We start from the raw sequence: 19546 nt of genomic DNA on the forward strand, positions 1-19546 counted from the left end.
CTGTTCAATCCGCCATGGCGGATTGAACATGGATTTAAGATATAGTTACTGGAAAAAAAGCGAGAAATCAGCTATATTTTAATGATGACAAAGCTTTCTATAATTGTTCCCGCCTATAATGAGGAGAGGGGATTAGCCTTGGCTGTGAACAGCCTTTTTTCTCTATTGTCGGAGAATAATATGGCAAGCGATGCCGAGATTTTAATATTCAATGATTGTTCTTTAGATAAGACCGGAGAGATTGCTAATGATCTTGCTAAGAATATAAATATAGTAAAGGTCTTTCATAATAAAAAAAATATGGGTCTTGGCTTCAACTTCAGAGAAGGGGCAAGACAATCCAAGGGAGAATATGTAACATGGTTTCCGGGCGATAACGAGAACTTACCGCAGTCTTTCGTAGACACTGTTAGTCGAATAGGCGAGGCGGATATCATCATTCCCTATACTGACAATATGGAAGTGAGGCCATTTTTACGCCGTCTTGTCTCCAGACTCTATACGGATTTAAATAATTTTCTCTTTAGACTGCATTTAAAATACTACAATGGTCTTTCTGTATATCGTCGCGATCTCCTGTTGTCTGTCTTGCCGAAGATTGGTGATAGTTTCGCTTTCTCCGCTCAGATACTCATTATGCTCTTGAAATCGGGCGCCAGTTTCGTAGAGGTGCCTATTAAAATACAATCAAAGCCGGGCGGTAAGAGTTCTGCCTTTAGAATGAAAAATATAATAGGAGTTATAAAAGCCATTCTTTCTCTGTTCTGGAGAATTAATATAAAGAGAGAAAGAGTAAAAATATAATATAAAAAAATGAAAGTTTGTTTTATAGGACAAGATTTGAATATTAAATCAGGATGGGGGAGGCTCACTGGTGAAATAACAGAAGGGATAAAAAAAAGAGGAATTCAAATTGATAGCATCAATACCGGAAAGGCATTGAGGAGCTGGAGATTTTTTTCTATTTTTCTAGATGCTTTTTATGTTAGAAATAAAATAAAAGATTGCGACATTATACACTGCTTTGATGGGTATCCTTATGGTATTATCGGCGCTTTGGCAAATATCGGTTTGAAGAAAAAATTGATTATAAATGGCGTAGGGACATATTCTGTGCTACCTCTCTATCAGCGTAAATACAAAAAACTCTTAATTTGGGCTTATAAAAAAGCGAGCAAAATATTGTGTATTAGTCATTTTACCGCGAGTGAGATTAAAAAAGCAGTTGAACTTGATAATATAGAGGTCGTAACTTTGGGAGTTGATTTGAAAAAGTTCGGCAATTGTCCTAGTAAGGGTAAAAAAACAGATGATCAAAAAGTCATTTTGAGCGTAGGAGGTTTAATGTTTAGGAAAGGTTATCATGTTTCTATACCAGCTGTGGCTAAGGTTAAAGAGTCTTATCCTGATATTCTCTATTACATAATAGGCGATCAGTCTAATGAAGAATATTTTAATAGATTGAAAAAGATGGTGAGAGATTATGGACTGAACGGTAATGTAAAATTTTTCAGTAATATTTCTGACGAGGAATTATCCAGGATGTATTGTGGTGCTGACCTTTTTCTTTTGACATCAGTCAATGATGGGCACAAGTTTGAGGGTTTTGGTTTGGTATATTTGGAAGCAAATGCGGAAGGATTGCCTGTTATAGGCACTTTAGGTTGCGGAGCGGAAGATGCGATAAAGGACGGATACAGCGGTTTTCTTGTGCCGCAAAATAATGCGGAAGAAACGGCTAAAGCGATATTGAAAATTCTTGATGATGAAAGTATGACAGAAGAGATGAAAAGCAACGCACTGCTCTGGGCAAAAGCGAATTCTTGGGATACTGTTATAGATAAATATATAAGCATTTATGAAAAAGTTATCGGAAAGAATTAAAATATTACCGAAAGTTTCTTTCGTAAGAGATACGGCGGTGATGCAGATTGGGAACGGTTTTTCTACGTTTATCAACGTATTAGCCTCGGTCGCCTTTGCCAGAATCCTCCTTCCCGAGAAATACGGCATCTACAGTTTGGTGTTTGCTCTTGCTGGTTTGTTTGCCTTATTCATGAATCTTGGGGCTGACAGAGCGACACTTATCCTTTTTGCCGAGGCTTATCAAAAGAAGGATAAGAAAGAAGTATTAAATATCTTTGTTTACTTCTTGAAAATTTCTCTCATTGTATCGTTGGGTGTATGGGGTCTGGCTATAATAATAGCTCCTATCGTTTCTATATATATGTATGGCGCGCCTTATGTAGGGGAATTGGTAAGGATAATAATACTTGCAAATATTCTTGGAATTTTTTATGAAATGGTATCAATCATCCTTCAGGTGATGAGGAAGATTAAAGGATATGTGTTTTTTGATAATGTAAAAAATCTTTTAAGGATTTTGTTTGGTTTCGCTTTTATATTTAGCCTGGGGGTCTTTGGCTTGATGGTCGGCTATCTGTTGGCTTCCGCTATCGCCATGGTATTGGCTATTTTTATTTACTCGCATCTTCGGAAGAAATATGACCTATTGCCTTCTTTTAGAGAAATAGCGGCTAATTGGAAAAAAGTTTATATCAAAAATTATTTCAGGTTCGGTTTTTTGATCGCCATAAACCAAAACGTAAGCAGGTTGTATGGTATCTTGCCGGTTCTTTTGTTGAGTCTTTTCTATCCGACTGAGACGGTAGGATATTTCAATATCGCTATGAAATATGTTTCTCTCCCGCTAGTGTTTCTTTCTCCCGTATCTCAGCTTCTGGCGGTGCGATTGCCTCAACTTAAAGCTGAAAAAAACCCGCTTTTTGCCAGAAACTTTTTTAAGGCTTCAATAATGTCAGGGGCGATAGCCCTCTTATTGATTATCCCCGCCATAATACTCGCGCCTTTTCTAGTCGAGCTGTTCTACGGTAAAGAATATATTGAATCTATAAAAGTGATATATTGGCTTTCTCCATTCACTATTCTTTCGGGGCTTGCCGTGGGGATAGGCCCGCTCTTTAGAACGCTGAACAAAATGAAAGAGGTTATAATGATCAATTCTCTGGTGATTATCTTAGGGTTATTGCCTGGATTTTATCTTATAAAAAATTACGGACTTTTTGGCATGGCGGCTATTACTGTGGTTTGGTTTGCCGCTTCTGATTTATTGGCTTTTATCTATATTAGGAAATTTATAAAATAATTAGTATGGCAGTCATTTTTCAACCGGATCGCATCTTGTTAAAGGAACAGATAAAAAAATATAGAGATCATATAAAAGGAATAGTCCTTGATGCCGGAGCAGGCGGTTTTGATAGATATTCGGAGCTTTTTTCATTTGAAAAATATCTTAAATTAGATATTGATGAGGCTAATAATCCGGATGTTATCGGTTCAGTCGAGGACATCCCGCTTCCAGATAATTCGGTTGATTCAATTGTTTCGATGCAGGTCTTAGGCGATGTAGAAAATTTAGATAAAGCAATATTAGAATTTCACAGAGTACTAAAGCCTAGAGGCGCGATACTTGTTACTGAATCTTTAATATCTGCGATTCATGATGAGCCGGTAGATTTCTGGCGTTTTACTGATTTTTTGCTTAAAAATCTTTTTGAAAAGAATGGCTTTGAGATTGTTTTGATTGAGGCAAGGGGAGGATTTTTCGCAAGTGTTACTCAGAGTATCATTCGTTACTTAATAGACAGATTGGATTTGTATAATAATTTTCTAGGCAAGATATTAAGGTTCCCCATAAGTATCTTTGGAAGGATAATGCTTTGGATAGACAGGAGAGATAGGAGCAAGGCTTCTTTGCGTCAGACAATGGGCTGGTGCTTGGTAGCTGTTAAAAAATAATATGAAAGAAGTTATTGTAACAACCAGCTGGGATGACGGGGCGGTGGAAGATATTAAACTTCTTAATCTCTTAAATGAATACGGACTAAAGGGAACTTTTTACATACCGGAGAGCATTGATTATGAGATAGAGGATGGGAAGAAAGTAGTTAGAATGCCTGATGATGATGTGAAGCGCATTGCGGAGAGCCAGGAAGTAGGCGCTCATTCATTGAGTCATATATATTTTGATAAATTAAACAGGGAAGATGTAAAGGCGGAAATCAGCGGTTCAAAAGGGTATCTTGAGGATTTGCTTGGTAAAGAAGTAAAGATGTTTTGTTATCCCGGAGGAGTATTTACGGAGAATGATGCTTATGAAGTTAAGAGTGCCGGTTTTTTGGGGGCAAGGACAGTGGATCTTTTTAAGTTTGAGGTGAATGATTTTTTCCAGATGCCGACTTCTATAAATTGCTATCCTTTTCCTTTCAGATATGACAGTTTGCGCGCATTTTTCCAGCCAGTCTTAAAATATAAAGAGGAGATATTCAAATTAAAACTCTCTATAAAATCTTTCTTAAGTTGGCAGAACCTTGCCATGGCGATGTTTGACCACGCTGTTTCAAATGGAGGAATGTTTCACTTATGGGGCCACTCCTGGGAGATAGAGAAAAATAATATGTGGCAAGACTTGGAAGAAGTGTTTAAATACATTTCAAATAAAGAAGGCGTAAAATATATGACTAATTCTGAAACCCTTGAGTTTTTAAAGCAGGGAAAATAATTTTAATGAAAAACATATTTGAAATAATGAAGCTGGTCGATGTAATTAATTTAAAAAATAAATTTACGGCTTTTAAAAAATTATAAATATTATTAATCTAATTAGATTAGAATTATATTATGAAAAAAATATTAAGTATTTTAGGTAAAAAGACGGTTTATCTGCTGGTATTAATAGCGGTAACTATTTTTGGTTTTGGTATGTTTAATTTTGTCACTATGGCAATAATAGATCCAATTCCAGAAAGTTTACACTTAAAAGTTCTACCATCTGATGTTATTGGTTATAGAGTAGGAAAAGACCTAAGAAGAGAAGGTGATGTTATGACCGATTATGGTGATATTATTTCGTATGCCTATAGAGGAGAAATACAACCTATGTTAGATGGCGAAATGTTTAGAACAAATTTTGGTGAATTTTATAAAAAGGGAGTAAATAATAACGGGGAAGAATGGCAAGCTAAAATTTACACAGGATATACTTATGACAAAAAAGGGAATAATTGGTATATAGTCGAGCATGCTACGACTACTGTCGGTGCGTTTAATCAGCAGATAGGTCAAAGAGAAAGAAAATCTATTCTTGCTTATCAGTTTACTAATATGGTTTATGCTGATAGTTTGAATAATGAATTTTCTGGTGCAGGCGACGGTACTGTTCGCGTTAATGATACATCTTGGATCAATGCTCATGATGCCACATCAGGAGATTCTGCAGACTCTACTGCTTCTCAGCATTACATTGTTTCTCAATGGACTGGAAGTGCTGCAAATATTTACAGGGGGTTTTTCCCAATACCCGGTACAGATCAATTACCTGATACTGCAGTTGTAACTGCTGCTGACTTTAATCTTTATGTAGATTCTAAATCTGACCCCGATGACGATGCCTATGATTATATTAGTATTGTAGGACCAACTTCTCAGAATGCAACAACAACCTTAGTAGTTGATGATTATGATAATTGTGGTTCTACACATAGCCCTACAGAATGGACAACGGATATTGCTTTAAATAATATTTCCACGGGAGCTTATAATTCTTGGAATTTTAATGCTTCAGGTATAAGCAATATTTCAGTTGCTACAACAACAAAACTAGGAATGCGTGAAGGACATGATATAAATGATAGTTCGCCAGATGCTGGGGAGGAATTCAATATTTATTTTAGATTATTAGAATATGCTGGCACATCTTATGATCCATATCTTGATGTAACTTATACAGTGTCTCCTGCTACTGGAATGAAAGCTAGAAAGGATTCTGACCAAAGCGTTATAAATACAGTAAATCTTCAAAATGATAATGAGCTTAAAGTTGGTTTGATTAGTGCTAACACTTCATACATAATAGATGGAGTTATCTTTGCCAGTGCGGACAGCGTGGCTCCTGATATTAAAATTGGTTTTGCGCTCAGTTCGCCTTTGGGGACAATTATAGATTTGGCTTATGTTGCTGATGATTCTGGGGATGCAGGAGTATTCGAAAGTTCTGGTGGAGAAAGTCCGGAGATCACTTTAAAAGCGGGCGGTAAAGAAATAATACAAATAATTGGTACAGTAAAAACAGGTAGTTCTGGCTCAACTTTACAATTGCAGTGGGCGCAAAATAATTCAAGTTCGGCCTCTACAACTGTGCAGGCCGGTAGTTATCTTAGGGCAGAAGCAATATAATGAAATAAAGTAAATTTCACTCCCATTTTTTAGATAAAAGTGGGAGTGAGGTCTAGTTAATTTTAAGGTAATTAAAAATATGAATAATCTAATACAAACAAAAGATGTAGTAAATAAATTTGTTCCATTGTATGCAAAAGGGGAGTCTTTGGATATTGGTGCCGGGACTGCTAAATATAAAGAGATTATAGAGAGAAATGTGACTTCATATAAAACTAGTGATGTTAACGATGTCCCAGGCATTGATTATATTGAAGACATTAAAAATTTAAGCTTTAAAGATGGAAGTTTTGATACTATTTTTTGTTTTCAGGTTCTTGAACATGTTGATGATTCAAAAAAGGCGGTTTCTGAAATATATCGATCTTTGAAGGGTGGTGGAGTGTGTATAGCTACTGCTCCTTTTCTTGTTCCTGTTCATAGCGACCCTGGTGATTTCGGACGTTTTACTGTCGAGGGGTTTAGATCTTTGTTTGAGAAGGAGAATTTCAAAGTATTAGAGTGCGGTCCTTATGGTGGTTTGTTTACTGTGCTGGGTGAGTTTATAAAGTTTTTGTTTCTAAATCCATATAAAGATAAAAAATATAGCAGACTAAGAAGAGCTATCTTTGGACGACTTATAAGATTACTCTATTTTTTTGATAGGATAAGGTTTTTAAAAACCCCTGATTTTTATGCTAATGTTTATATGGTTGCCCAAAAGTAAATTATAAAATATGAAGATTTTAATTTTACAAGACGATTTTCCTCCAAAAAGCTACGGCGGAGCCGGGGTGGTGGCTTTTAATCTAGCGAAAGGTTTTAAAGATAAAGGAAATGATGTTTATGTAATTTCTACTGTGAAAGACAAAGCAGAAGAAGGAAAGGATAAGTATGGAGGGTTTGAAGTCTATAACATATATTCTAATTACCATGAGAGATGGCGTGCTTATTTGAGCTTATATAATCCGATGACGGTAATAAAAGTAAAGAATCTTATCAATGAGATAAAGCCAGATGTTGTCTTTGCAAGTAATATACATTTTCATATTTCTTATTATTCTTTGAAATTAGCTAAGAAAGGCGAAGCAAAAGTCTTTCTTATTGCGCATGATGTAATGCTCTTTCATTATGGAAAGTTAACGGAGTTTATAAATCCATGCGATTTATCTATACCTGATAAATTTAAATATAAAATAAATTTCTTGGAGCAAGTTAAAAAATTCAAGAAAAGATATAATCCTTTACGAAATCTTTTTATCAATCACTATCTTAAATATGTTGATAAGATTTTTGCTGTTAGTTTTGCTCTTCAGGAAGCTCTTGAGGGAAACGGGATAAAAAATATCAAGACTGTTCATGCAGGTATCAATTTTTCTTTGTGGGAGATAGATGAGGGTAAAATAAATGACTTTAAAAAAGAATATGGAGTCCTAGATAAAAAAATTGTTTTATTTGGAGGTAGATTAAGCGGAGCAAAAGGAGGTAGGGAGATATTAAAAGCGATGATTAAAATTATAGAAAAGGTTCCCAGCGCGGTGCTTTTAGTTGTCGGAGAAGGAAAAGGGTATGAGAAAGATATGGTTAATACAGCCGAAAAATTTGGACTTAAAGATAGAATCATTTTTACGGGATGGATATTAGGAGACAAACTTAAGGCAGCTTATCATTCAAGTGATGTTGTTGTGGTATCTTCTGTCTGTTTTGACTCTTTCCCAGTTATCAATCTTGAGGCTATGGCGTGTGCTAAGCCGGTGGTGGGGACCTGTTTTGGAGGGACGCCGGAGATAGTGGAAGATAATGTTACCGGATTTATCGTTAATCCTTTCAATACCGAGGTTATGGCGGAGAAAATCTCTTATCTTCTTTTAAATCCGGAAAAAGCTCGAGAGTTTGGAAAAAGAGGATATAATAAAATAAAGGAGAAATTTAGTATTGATAAATGGATAGATAAGTATCTAAAGAATATATAAATATGAATAAAAAAATAATATTTTCAATAATCGCTTTATTTATTTTATCGTTTGGTTTGCGGATAGCGCCAGTCTTGTATAAAGGCTACGCGCCGACTGGCTTGCATGATAATTTAATTCTCTCTAGGAATTTGGCAAAAACAGGGGAGTATAAATTAGAAAATGAAAAGAATGTCATCCTCGCTTCTTCTAAAGTAAAAGATGAAGGGGTTACTTCATCTTTTGGAAATAAATTAAGTATATTTTTAGAGGCAGAGATTTTTAAATTTTTTGATTTTAGTCCAAATCTCCCTTTTTATTCTTCTATTTTTCTTTTTGCTTTATCTACAGTTTTAATTTTTCTTTTAGTCTTTAGGATTTTTGGTAATCTTTACTTGGCATTTTCTGCGGCGCTTTTTGATACATTTATGCCGTTTGTCTGGAAGGGGGCGCTCTTTGCCGGTTCTTATGAATTTGCCAGTGTGTTTTTTCTTTTTGGTCTTCTGGTCTATTTTTGGAATGGCTTTAAAGAATTATCTTTTTCTTTTAATGATTATGGAGGTGGATTCACCAGAAAAATAACTTTATTTTTGCATAATTATACGCAGTTGTTTATTACCGGTATTTTTCTTGGTTTGGCCATCGTTTCTCGCAACGCTTTTATCTTTTCTGTTGCGCCTGTCATTATTTATGAATTATATATAAGCCGTTCTTGGAGAAGGGTGATTATTTTTGCTTTGCCGGTAATTTTAATTTTCGGTTTTTTCGGAGTTTTTAATAATTCTTATATAACAGGTACTGACGAATCATTTAGTCGTTTCGGCCACCTTTTCCCGGATCCATATACTTACCACTTTGAGAAAGACGCTTATATAGAAAGTATTGCCGGTTTAAGCGACCCGGATCTCTTGGAATTTCAAATTAAATATGGATATGATGTTCCTATCTTAAATCAGGTTAAGGTGTATATTAATTCTGCCGTTTTTTATCCTAAGCAGGCTTTCTCTATTATAAATTTCGGCGGGCCGTTCTTTCTCTTTTTAATTTTCTTAGGCGGAGCGTATCTTTATAAAGAAAGAAAAGAGTTATTTAAATTTTTCTTAACCTGGGTATTTTTGTGGTATATTGGGTTGGTTGCCCTAAAGACAAATAATTGGGACCATTTCCTTGAAATACGTTTTGCTATAGTTTTGTTGATCTCTTTAGGTGTATTGGTATTGATCAAAATGTTTAGCCGGTCTATTGAAAGCAGGCGAAAATATATATTATTTGGAGTTAGTTTGGTGGTTCTTTTGTCTCTTCAGCTTTTTGTCTCAAACAAATGGATGTTCCACGAGTCCTATGAGACGAGCTTCTTACCGGAGGCGATACCTATTATAGAAGAATTAGCGAAAGAGGATATTAGTGACAACGAAGTGATAGGGGTAAGTTTCAATCAAAACGCGCCTCTTCTTTTCAATTATTATCTTGATAAAAATTTTATCTATTTTGCTCCGGAGACGATAGATAAATTAAGGGCGGAAGGTAGACTAGAAGAAGTTTTTAGTCAGTTTGGTGTTACAAGACTTATAGAATAATTTTGCTGGTAAGTAATGTTTAAAATATAATTTATGAATAAAGAAAAAGAAGTGAAAACTCAGGATTTTGTAGCAGACTTTTATGAAAAGGTTCGATATGAGAAAGAATATTCCAGAAAATATCATAATTTTTGGTTTGGGAAGATGATGAAAATGGCTCCGCCGAGGGGCTTGGTGCTTGATGCCGGCTGTGGGACAGGAGAAATGATGGAATTCTTGAAAGAAAATAATTTTGATAATTTTATCGGCTATGACATCTCTTTCAATATGCTTGTTCATGCTAAAAATAGAGCCGAGAGGTTGGTTTGTGCTGATGCGGAGAATCTTCCTTTTGCCGATGGCTCTTTTGACGTTATCTATGCTCGCGCGCTCCTGCACCACCTCTTTGATGTGTCAAAGGCCCTGTGTGAGATAAAGAGGGTTTTAAAGTCGGGTGGAGAAGTTGTGTTTGCTGATACTAATAAATCTTTTGTTAATGATTTGCCGAGGAAGATTATGAACAAGGGTGAGCATTTTGCCGAGAGCCATAAGAATTTTAAAAGTAGCGAGATAATAGAACTTATCAAAAAAGAATTCAACATCAAGGAGGTTTATTATTTTGGTTATATCGCTTATCCTCTGTTAGGTTTCCCTGATATGGTCAATATTTACAGATTCTTTCCGGGTAAATTCATCTTGACACCTACCCTCATATTTATTGATAAAATCATCAGTCAAATCCCGATTGTAAAAAAGCTCGCTTTCGGTATAATGATAAGTGCTAAGAAAAGATAAATATGCCTGAAAATTTTGAAAAGATACAAGAATCAAATGAAAACATAGAGAAAGAACCAAAACCTTTTTCTACTTTGGTGTTACTCGGAGGTCCGCTTAAGGAAAATGAAAAAAGAGGTTTTCAGTATGATCAAGAGGGCGGCCTGGAATATGAGTATAAAGATGGAGGTTGGCAACTTGGAAGATGGGCGAAGATGAGAGCTATTGCCGCTTCGGATCTCATTGAAAGGGATTTGGTTGATAAGCTTATCATTACAGGTGGCAAGAATTGGGGAGAAGAGAATCCTTCGGCAGCAGAGGTGATGGCCGAATTTATAAAAAGGAAGATTGAGAAAGACACTAAAGAAGAAGTAATTTTCCCTAATGATAAGATAATATTGGCAGATAAGTATCATGATACAGCAAGTAGTTTAAAACAAGTTTTGGATGATTTGCCCAAGGAAGATATCGAGAAGATTACTTTTCTGACCAATGAGTTTCATTTAAAAAGGAGTAAGCAGTCTTTAGAAAACCTAGGATTTAAAGAAAAGGATATTGAGGGGATAGATGCGGAAAAGATTTTAACTGAAAGATCAGATCATTATAAATCTTTTGTTAAGAAATTTAATAGAACACCTGATACTATTAAACAAGAAATTTTAGAAGTGATCGGTCGTGGCATTATGTCCGTCCGTGGAGAGAAACTTATAAAAGCTTTGGCTGATTTAATAAGAAAAGATAAAAAATAATAATATGAAAAAAATAATTTTTATAAACCCGCCCACGCCCGAACTTGGGGTAATGGTTATAAGAGATTTGGACCGCTCTGGCCGAAAGACGCGCGAGAAGACAATCTGGCCACAGACAAACCTGGCTTATTTGGCAGCGGTTATGAAGGATAAAGGTTTCAGCGTAGACCTGATGGATTGTATTGCTGACGAGATTCATTGGAGTGAGCTAGGAGGGAATTTTGAGGAAATTATAGATAAGAAAAAACCGGATTATATCCTTTTTAATGCTATAAGCTCCACTATCTCAAATGATATGAGAGTAGCGAGTATTGCTAAGAAGGTTGGCGCCAAGAGCATCGCTGTCGGTTCTCATGTCACTGCTTTGCCGAAAGAGAGTATAGAGAAATTCAAAGACCTTGATTTTGTAATTGAAGGCGAAGCTGAGGAGACTCTGTCAGAGCTTGTGGATGTTGTTGAGAAAGGAGGAGATTTATCTCTCGTGAAAGGTATTGCTTACAGAAAAGAAAGCGGGGAAGCTATTGCTAATGAAAAGAGGCCTTTGATAAAAGATCTTGATTCTCTCCCTATCCCTCTTCATGAGCTTATGCCTATAGAGAAGTATAATCTTCCTTTTATCGGCTCTAAATTTACTTTCGTTACAGCTTCGAGGGGGTGCCCTTTCCGTTGTATGTTTTGCCGTTCGCCGATTGCTTGGAATAGAATTTTTAGGCAACGTTCAAATGACAGTATTCTTGCGGAGTTAAGATACCTAAAGAAGCTTGGCATTAAAAATATTTTATTTCACTCAGATACTTTTACTGTAAATAAGAAAGAGATTATTGAGTTATGCAAAAGAATGGTTAATGAAAATTTAGGTATAAGATGGATGTGTAACTCCAGAGTAGATACTGTGGACTTTGAAACGCTTGAGTGGATGAAAAGAGCCGGATGCGAGATGGTAATGTTTGGCCTAGAGTCAGGTTCTCAGAAAGTTTTAGATAATGCCAGGAAAGATATTACCATAGAGAAGATACGAGAGAGTGTTAATAATGCCGCCCGTGCCGGTATCAAGGTGTGGGGTTACTTTATAATAGGTCTACCCGGAGAAAATAAGGGAACTGTAGATGAGACAATCAAGTTAGCTAAAGAATTACCCTTAACTCTGGCTAATTTTGCAGTTGCTTCTCCTTACCCTGGTACGGATTTCTTTAAGCTTGTCACTGAAGAAGGCTGGCTTACAAGCAGTAACTGGGAAGATTTTGATCAGAATTATTCAGCTATCGTAGATTATCCTGATTTCTCAAGTGAAGAGATTGTAAATAGCATGAAAAGGGCTTACAAAGAGTTTTATTTAAGACCAAAAGCTGTCTGGAATATGCTAAAAGGAATAAGAAGTTTCCACGATGTTAAGGTCTTAACTGACGTTGCTTGGACGCACCTTAAGTGGATTCTTTTCTATAAAAAATCCGCAAAGCCAGCCAAATAAACTATTTACAAAAAAAGTAAAAAGAATTAAGACGGAGAATGATATTGCCTCAGGGCTAGACAGTCCTATTTGAGAAAATAAAAATATCAATGATATGTCTCTTGTACCTATCCCCGATATGGAGATCGGTATTAAGTTAAGTGATGTAATTATGGCAGCTATCAAGAAGGCGGTCAGTAAATCGATCTTTAGGTTGAGTGCTACGGTCAATAAATATAATTGGAAGAAATAAAAACCCCAAGCGACGAGAGTTATCAGTAAATTTTGGATGATGAGGATCGTCGGTTTTTTAAATGAAGCAAACAGATCGTCAATCTCTTTTTCAGCTATATCTTGGATTTTAGAATGAGTGATACTCTCTTGGCGTTTAGCAAGCTTCTTTAGTATCTTGAATAAAACTTTCTTTAATATATTTTTATTTAGAACAAAGATCAAGATAATGATTATTATTATTCCCAGCATCGCTGTCAGAACATAAGTGATCCCATTGATATCTTTGAAAAATAGCAGTACGCCTGTAATCCCGAGCAGTAGAATCGTCACCATATCAAATAATCTGTCAAAGATGACGCTGGCCGCCGATTTGCCCCAGGAGATATGCTTCTTATTGAGAAAGAGTATTTTTACAAGTTCGCCTAGTTTGGCCGGTGTGATTGCTCCCCAGAAGACTGCGTAGAAATATATAAAAAGAGACTCCATGAAAGGTATATTCACCCCTTCGTTTTTTAGTAATTTTTGCCATCTTATATTCCTCAAAATTATGGCTGGTATGCCCAAGAGTAGAGATAAGAAGATGATAAAGACATTGGCGCTTAGCGCTATCTCGAGACTCTTGTTTATATCTATTCTGTATAAGACGATGGCGAAAATGACGAGGCCGATAAATTGAAAATAGTGCTTGAAGGTCATTATTTTTCATTTCTCATTATTGTGGATGTCTGGTCGGCCAAGAGTCCGTTAAAGAAGATTAAGAAACTGGTCAGAAGGATGAGAAGTCCGGATATCGGGAATTTCCCAAAGGATACTATCCCATATAGAGAGAATGACACCCCCAGCAGAAATAGAACAAAACTGGCCGGTAAAAATATTTTGAGGGGATTGAAAAGCATTATCATCCTTAATATCAGGAGAATTGTTTGGAGTCCGTGTTTTGTCTTAACAGTACTCTTTGATTCTTCATTCCTTTTGTTTATGGTTATTGGAATATATTTTACATTCAGCCCTTCTCTGAAGAAAGCCAATGTTATGGTTGTTGTGAGGGAAAATGAGTTAGGAAAGAGATGCATGAATCTAAAGAAGCCGCTCTTTTTTACCAATCTAAAACCTGAGTTTAGGTCTGGTATTTCTGCGTTGACTAAATATTCGGCTAGCGCTTTTAAAAATCTTTTACCTGGCTGTCTAAAGGTAGGGCCTTTGTAAGCCGTTCTTTCTCCTACAATCATGTCGTAATTGTCAGTGTGCTCTAAAAGCTCAAGTATATAATCTGTTTTGTGCTGTCCGTCTGAGTCAAAAAACATCACCCAATCATAAGATGAATTTTTAACGCCGGTTTTTAGCGTCGCTCCGTATCCGCGGTTTTTGTCATGAGTTATGAGTTTGATACCTTCTATTTGTTTTAATACATTTTTAGTTTTTTGGTTTGACCCGTCATCAACTGCTATTATCTCATGCTCTCCTGTGTTTTTATTTAAAAAAGTTTTTAAGTCTTCAAGAGTGCGTCTTGCGCTTTCGCCCTCATTATAGACAGGTATTATGATTGAAAATTTTACCATATTAGTTATTTTTTATATTTTTAATTTAAAAGTATTGGGATTTCGTCCTTTATTTCATATTTTTTCCCGCATTTTAGACAGAGGAGACTATTCTCTTTATCGTTGTATTCCAGCTTTCCTTTATCTGTTGGACAGACTAATATTTGGAGGAGATTCGGATTAATTTCTTTTTTATTTTGATTGTCTTTCATAAACAATTAAATTCTATACTTATTTTGGCGTTTTGACAATTGGTTCTGATTGTTATATTTTATAGAGATATATGTCTAAAAAAAAGACAAAAATATATCAGGACCATGAGGGGTGCATAGGCTGTGGGAGCTGTGTGGCTGTTTGCCCTAAATTCTGGAAGATGGGCGATGACGATAAGGCGGAGATAATAGGCGGAAAGAAGAATGAGAAAGGGGATTATGAGCTTGATATTGACGAAGTCGGTTGCAATAAAGACGCTGAAGAAGCTTGTCCGGTGCAAGTTATTAAAGTTATGGAAAATAAATGAAGCAAAAAGAATTAAAAATTTTATCTTATGTTGTTAGGGGCGGTATTTTCATCCTCCCCGTCATTTTCCTGATTGTTTCTAGTATGTTCTTTTTTCCTTTTATAACAGGGAAAAATTTTTTCTTTAGAACAGTTGTTGAAATTATATTTTTATTATGGGTTGTCTTGGCTGTATTTGATAAGAGTTATAGACCGAGAAAGACTCCCGTTCTTCTCGCTTTAGGAGCGACTCTTTTTGTATTATCTTTAGCAACTATTTTTGGGGAGAATCCTTATCGCAGTTTTTGGTCTAATTTTGAGAGAATGGAAGGGTTAGTGGGGCATATACATTTATTTTTGTATTTTATAATAGCAATAAGTTCGTTAAGACTGAAAGAAGATTGGCTATGGCTTTTTAGAAGTATTGTTGCCTTCGGCACATTAGCTATTCTTTATGCTTATTTTCAGCTTTTTGGAGCGTTTAAGATACATCAAGGTTCAACTAGGCTTGATTCCACTTTTGGCAATGCTTCTTATTTGGCTATCTTTGTTATATTTCAGCTTTTTATACTAACTATTCTTTATCTTAGGTCTTCGGACACTAAGATAAAATATTTATATGCCGGTCTAGCGGTAATCAGTTTGCCGATACTTTATTATACTGCCACGAGAGGCGCTATTTTAGGATTCCTTGTCGGGCTTGTTACTTTTGGTATTGTTGCCGGTCTTTTGACTAAAAATAAAAATGTCCGCAGGTTCTCGCTAGGCGCAATTATCGTTGTGGTTCTGGCAACGGGTCTTTTTATAGCCGTTAAAGATTCTTCGTTTGTTGCCAAGAGTCCAGTTCTAAATAGACTTTCTTCCATATCTTTGACAGAGAAAACGGTTGAGTCCAGGTTCCTGATATGGAACATGTCTATAAAAGGATTTAAAGAGCATCCGATCTTAGGTTGGGGTCCAGAGAATTATAATCTTTTGTTCAATAAATATTATGATCCGCGACTTTGGGGGCAAGAGCAATGGTTTGACAGAGCGCATAATGTCTTCTTTGATTGGCTTACAACTGCCGGAATACTCGGGCTTCTAGCTTATCTTTCAATATTTGTCACTTCTCTATTTATGGCATGGAAGCTTTACAAGAAAGGAAGAATGAGTATTTTTGAAATCGCGGCGATTTTTGCCGTTTTTGCCGCTTATGGTTTTCATAATCTTTTCGTGTTTGATAATTTAATTTCATATTTTTTATTCTTCAGCATACTAGGATATATAAGTTATCAATATAGTGAAGAGGGCGCTATTTCTCAAAAAATTGATCTAAGTAAAAATGAACCTAGTCTTTTGGGATATTCTGTTGTCATTTTGGCTTTTATGTTTGTTTTGACTTCTCTTTATTTTGTAAATCTAAAGCCCGCGCTAGCTGCTAAAAATCTTATTGATACATTAAGATATTCCGGGACAGGTCAAAGTTCAAGTGTTGTGCTGGATAATTTTAAACGCGTGATTTCTTTGAATACTTTCGGTACTGCTGAGGCGGTGGATCAACTCTCTGATTATGCCAATAAAGCAAGATCTTCAGATAATTTCTCAGATGAAGAAAAAATAAAAATTCTTAATATGGCAACATCTGAAATTGACAAGCAGATAGAGAGGAGTCCTAAAGATTTAAGATATTATCTCTTTGCCGGATCGCTTTATAATAAGTCCGGTCAAGTTGAAAAATCGCTTGAAAGACTGACTAAGGCGCAAGCTCTTGCGCCGACAAAACAAGCTGTTTATTTTGCTTTGGCTGACACTTATGTAAAAGCCAATAAGCCGGAAGATGCGTTTGAGGCGGCAGAAATTGCCTATAACCTTGATAGGGACTATGGAGAGGCAGTAAAAAATTTTGCGATAATGGCTGCTATTGCGAAAAAACAAGAATATGTCAATGAAATTATAGAGAAGTATTATTACGGTAAGGATATCCCAAGCACTAATCTTGCAACAGCTTATTTTATGGTGGGTAATTTTGAAAAAGTTAAAGATACTTGGATCGCGCTTGTAAATTCAGACCCTATGAATGCTCAATATCATGTAAGCTTAGCGGCCGCTTATTCAGAGCTTGGCATGAAGGGTGAGGCGATAAGGGAAATTGAAGAGGCAATCAAATTGATGCCTGAATTTAAAGCGCAAGGAGAGTATTATATAAATGAAATTAAAGCCGGGAGAAAACCTTAATCTGTAAAATATAAAATATGGAAAATAAAAAGATAAAAGTAGTGGTAACTGGAGGAGCCGGCTTTATAGGCTCTCATTTAGTAGATGAACTTATCGAAAGGGAATTTGATGTTCACATAATAGATAATCTTTCAAACGGCAAGGTAGAGAATGTAAATCCTAAAGCGGTTTTGCATAAGGAGGATATAAGAAACTTTGAAGCTGTTAAAAAAATTGTTGATGGAACTCGATACGTATTTCATTTGGCGGCGCTTCCTCGGGTGCAGTATTCAATAGAAAATCCGATTGAGACACATGATGTTAATGTCAATGGAACATTAAATCTATTGGTTGCAGCAAAGGATGCTGGCGTGAAGAAGTTTATCTATTCTGCTTCAAGTTCTGCTTACGGAGATCAGAATATGATGCCTCTTCATGAAGAAATGCCTGCAAATCCAATTAGTCCTTATGGCCTGCAAAAGTATATAGGCGAATTAAAATGCCGGGTTTTCAGTAGGGTTTATGGTTTGCCGACAGTTTCTCTTCGTTATTTCAATGTCTACGGTCCTCGTTTTAACGCGGACGGCGCTTATGCTCTTGTGATAGGGAAATTCTTAAAGCAGAAAAAAGAAGGAAAGCCTATGACTGTTGTTCCGGATGGAGAGCAGACTAGAGACTTTACCAATGTTAGAGATGTTGTAATGGCTAATATTTTGGCTATGGAAAGTGACAAAGTTGGAAAAGGAGAGGTATTTAACATCGGTGCTGGCAGGAATTTTAGCGTCAATCAAGTCGCTTCTTTAATAGGCGGACCGACTGAATTTTGCGAGCCTCGGCTTGAGCCAAAGCATACACTTGCCGATAATTCTAAAGCAAAAAATATTCTAGGTTGGGAGCCGAAAGTCTCTTTAGAAGAGGGAATTGAAGAGTTAAAAAGATTATATCTTTAAAATCGCTTGACTTATTTATTTATTTATGATACATATTAAATATATGAGTGTTCCTTTTTATCAATAATTAGGAATCCAAAAATGTTTGCACTTGGCCCGCCTCACGGCGGGCTTTGTGTTTCTATATACATATTGTGTTTCAGACGTGTTTCTTGTAGTATTATAGCTAGGTAAGATAGATAAGATTTTCCAACCTGATAAAGGAGCGATGATAAGCGCTCATATAATTAAACATTTTTGGAGTTAGCCTCATCGCTCCTTTAGTGGGTTGGAATTAATATGATAATGAAGATTGAAGAAAATATCTCCTTAGCGCCCTTCACTACTTTTAAAGTGGGCGGTATCGCGCGTTATTTTGTCTCTGTTTCCGATAAACAGGAACTTTTTGACGCGCTTCTATGGGCAAAAGATAAGGGGTTGCTAATTTTTATTTTAGGCGGAGGTTCTAATGTTTTAATTTCCGATTCCGGTTTTGCGGGACTTGTTATAAGGATTCAAATTAAAGGATTATCAATTGATGGTCTGAGAATTGTTGCATCTTCCGGTGAAAGTTTGGCGAAGCTTGTACAGTCTTCGGCAGAGCATTCACTCTCCGGACTTGAGTGGGCGGTCGGTATACCAGGAACTGTCGGTGGAGCCGTCCGTGGCAATGCCGGAGCGTTTGGAAAGAGCATCTCTCTTAATATTGAAGAAGTGGAAACCATTAACCTTGATACTTTGGCTGTTAAAAAATTTAATAGGGAAGAATGTCTTTTTGATTATAGGGAATCTCTGTTTAAAAAAGATCCCAGATTTATTATTTTGTCTGTCGTATTGAAGATGAAACAAGGCAAAGAAGATGAGATAAGAAATATTATGATTGAGAATACAAAGTCGCGCGCCTCGTCTTGTGATTACTGCGGCAAGTCAGCCGGGTGCTTCTTTAAAAATATTTCCTGGGATAATATTGGTATAGATAAAGAGAAATTGATCTCAACTTTTCCTCTGTTTAAAAAAGTGGAAAATAAATATAAATTGCCAGCCGGCTTTTTAATACAAGAGGCTGGATTGTCCGGAGTGAATATAGGAGAAGCTTTTGTGTCAGAAAAGCACTGCAATTATATTTTGAATAAAGGGAACGCGACAGCGAAAGATGTAAGATCACTAGCTGAGCTTTGCAAGAAAAAAGTTTATGAAAAATTTAAAATTAAAATTGAAGAAGAAGTTCAGCTGGTTGGGAATTTTTAAATTTAAAAAAAATAATTTATTTTAATAATTTATTTTTTGAAAAGTTATCCACAGTTTTGATTTTTTTTTGTTGTTTTTATTCTCTTAAAGAAAGATAATTATATTAAAGAACTTGAAATAACATTTCAAAAGGTCGATGTTATTATAAATTTTTAAGTTTTAAAATAAAATGGCTACAAAAAGAAAAGCTG

At 35.9% G+C, this 19546-nt stretch carries 19 protein-coding genes; 16 read left to right on the forward strand and 3 right to left on the reverse strand.

The window, feature by feature from the left end:
- Positions 1-81 precede the first annotated feature (81 nt).
- The 12 genes from NUV40_01320 to NUV40_01375 all read left to right on the forward strand — a co-directional run bounded on the left by NUV40_01320 (position 82) and on the right by NUV40_01375 (position 12733).
- Positions 82-804, forward strand: coding sequence for a glycosyltransferase family 2 protein (locus NUV40_01320; GenBank protein ID MCR4342526.1), 723 nt, complete (start codon positions 82-84; stop codon positions 802-804).
- Between the two features lie 9 nt (positions 805-813).
- Complete coding sequence (locus NUV40_01325; GenBank protein ID MCR4342527.1) at positions 814-1884, forward strand: glycosyltransferase family 4 protein; 1071 nt, start codon at positions 814-816, stop codon at positions 1882-1884.
- Positions 1859-3166: an oligosaccharide flippase family protein gene (locus NUV40_01330; protein MCR4342528.1), complete on the forward strand. Its 1308-nt coding sequence runs from the start codon at positions 1859-1861 to the stop codon at positions 3164-3166. Before NUV40_01325 ends, NUV40_01330 begins: the two co-directional genes overlap by 26 nt.
- 5 nt (positions 3167-3171) lie before the next feature.
- The gene (locus NUV40_01335; GenBank protein MCR4342529.1) at positions 3172-3819 is read left to right on the forward strand and encodes a class I SAM-dependent methyltransferase; all 648 of its coding nucleotides are present in this window, start codon (positions 3172-3174) and stop codon (positions 3817-3819) included.
- Position 3820: 1 nt separating this feature from the next.
- Positions 3821-4582 (forward strand): polysaccharide deacetylase family protein, encoded by a 762-nt coding sequence (locus NUV40_01340; protein MCR4342530.1) that lies wholly within the window; start codon positions 3821-3823, stop codon positions 4580-4582.
- Between the two features lie 119 nt (positions 4583-4701).
- Entirely contained in the window at positions 4702-6255 is a 1554-nt protein-coding gene (locus NUV40_01345; protein MCR4342531.1) for a hypothetical protein, read from the forward strand.
- A 79-nt stretch (positions 6256-6334) separates the two neighbouring features.
- Positions 6335-6961, forward strand: coding sequence for a class I SAM-dependent methyltransferase (locus NUV40_01350; GenBank protein ID MCR4342532.1), 627 nt, complete (start codon positions 6335-6337; stop codon positions 6959-6961).
- 10 nt (positions 6962-6971) lie between these two features.
- Entirely contained in the window at positions 6972-8207 is a 1236-nt protein-coding gene (locus tag NUV40_01355; protein ID MCR4342533.1) for a glycosyltransferase family 4 protein, read from the forward strand.
- A gap of 2 nt (positions 8208-8209) precedes the next feature.
- Entirely contained in the window at positions 8210-9763 is a 1554-nt protein-coding gene (locus NUV40_01360; protein MCR4342534.1) for a hypothetical protein, read from the forward strand.
- Between the two features lie 33 nt (positions 9764-9796).
- A complete protein-coding gene (locus NUV40_01365) occupies positions 9797-10537 on the forward strand; it encodes a class I SAM-dependent methyltransferase (protein ID MCR4342535.1) in 741 nt (246 codons plus the stop codon).
- Between the two features lie 2 nt (positions 10538-10539).
- The gene (locus NUV40_01370) at positions 10540-11265 is read left to right on the forward strand and encodes a YdcF family protein (GenBank protein MCR4342536.1); all 726 of its coding nucleotides are present in this window, start codon (positions 10540-10542) and stop codon (positions 11263-11265) included.
- 4 nt (positions 11266-11269) lie between these two features.
- On the forward strand, positions 11270-12733 hold the full coding sequence (locus NUV40_01375; protein MCR4342537.1) for a B12-binding domain-containing radical SAM protein: 1464 nt from the start codon (positions 11270-11272) through the stop codon (positions 12731-12733).
- Here NUV40_01375 and NUV40_01380 read toward each other — a convergent pair.
- From NUV40_01380 to NUV40_01390, 3 genes are read right to left on the reverse strand one after another with little or no spacing between them, the layout of a single operon-like run.
- Positions 12662-13642 carry a flippase-like domain-containing protein gene (locus tag NUV40_01380; protein MCR4342538.1) on the reverse strand — a complete coding sequence of 327 codons (981 nt, stop codon included), beginning with the start codon at positions 13640-13642 and terminating at the stop codon, positions 12662-12664. The genes NUV40_01375 and NUV40_01380 overlap by 72 nt on opposite strands.
- Positions 13642-14505, reverse strand: a complete 864-nt coding sequence (locus tag NUV40_01385) for a glycosyltransferase family 2 protein (GenBank protein ID MCR4342539.1) — start codon at positions 14503-14505, stop codon at positions 13642-13644. The genes NUV40_01380 and NUV40_01385 overlap by 1 nt, the downstream gene beginning before the upstream one ends.
- Positions 14506-14525: 20 nt before the next feature.
- Positions 14526-14696 (reverse strand): Trm112 family protein, encoded by a 171-nt coding sequence (locus NUV40_01390; protein MCR4342540.1) that lies wholly within the window; start codon positions 14694-14696, stop codon positions 14526-14528.
- Between the two features lie 71 nt (positions 14697-14767).
- Here NUV40_01390 and NUV40_01395 point away from each other — a divergent pair, with 71 nt between their 5' ends.
- The 4 genes from NUV40_01395 (at position 14768) to murB (ending at position 19355) form a co-directional block, all read left to right on the forward strand.
- Positions 14768-15004 (forward strand): ferredoxin, encoded by a 237-nt coding sequence (locus NUV40_01395; protein ID MCR4342541.1) that lies wholly within the window; start codon positions 14768-14770, stop codon positions 15002-15004.
- Entirely contained in the window at positions 15001-17199 is a 2199-nt protein-coding gene (locus tag NUV40_01400; protein MCR4342542.1) for an O-antigen ligase family protein, read from the forward strand. The genes NUV40_01395 and NUV40_01400 overlap by 4 nt, the downstream gene beginning before the upstream one ends.
- Before the next feature lie 17 nt (positions 17200-17216).
- Positions 17217-18128 (forward strand): SDR family oxidoreductase, encoded by a 912-nt coding sequence (locus tag NUV40_01405; protein MCR4342543.1) that lies wholly within the window; start codon positions 17217-17219, stop codon positions 18126-18128.
- Positions 18129-18407: 279 nt separating this feature from the next.
- Positions 18408-19355 (forward strand): UDP-N-acetylmuramate dehydrogenase, encoded by a 948-nt coding sequence (gene murB / locus NUV40_01410; protein ID MCR4342544.1) that lies wholly within the window; start codon positions 18408-18410, stop codon positions 19353-19355.
- Positions 19356-19546: the final 191 nt, after the last annotated feature.

Source organism: Patescibacteria group bacterium, from assembly GCA_024654625.1.
In the GTDB taxonomy this organism is placed as follows: domain Bacteria; phylum Patescibacteriota; class Minisyncoccia.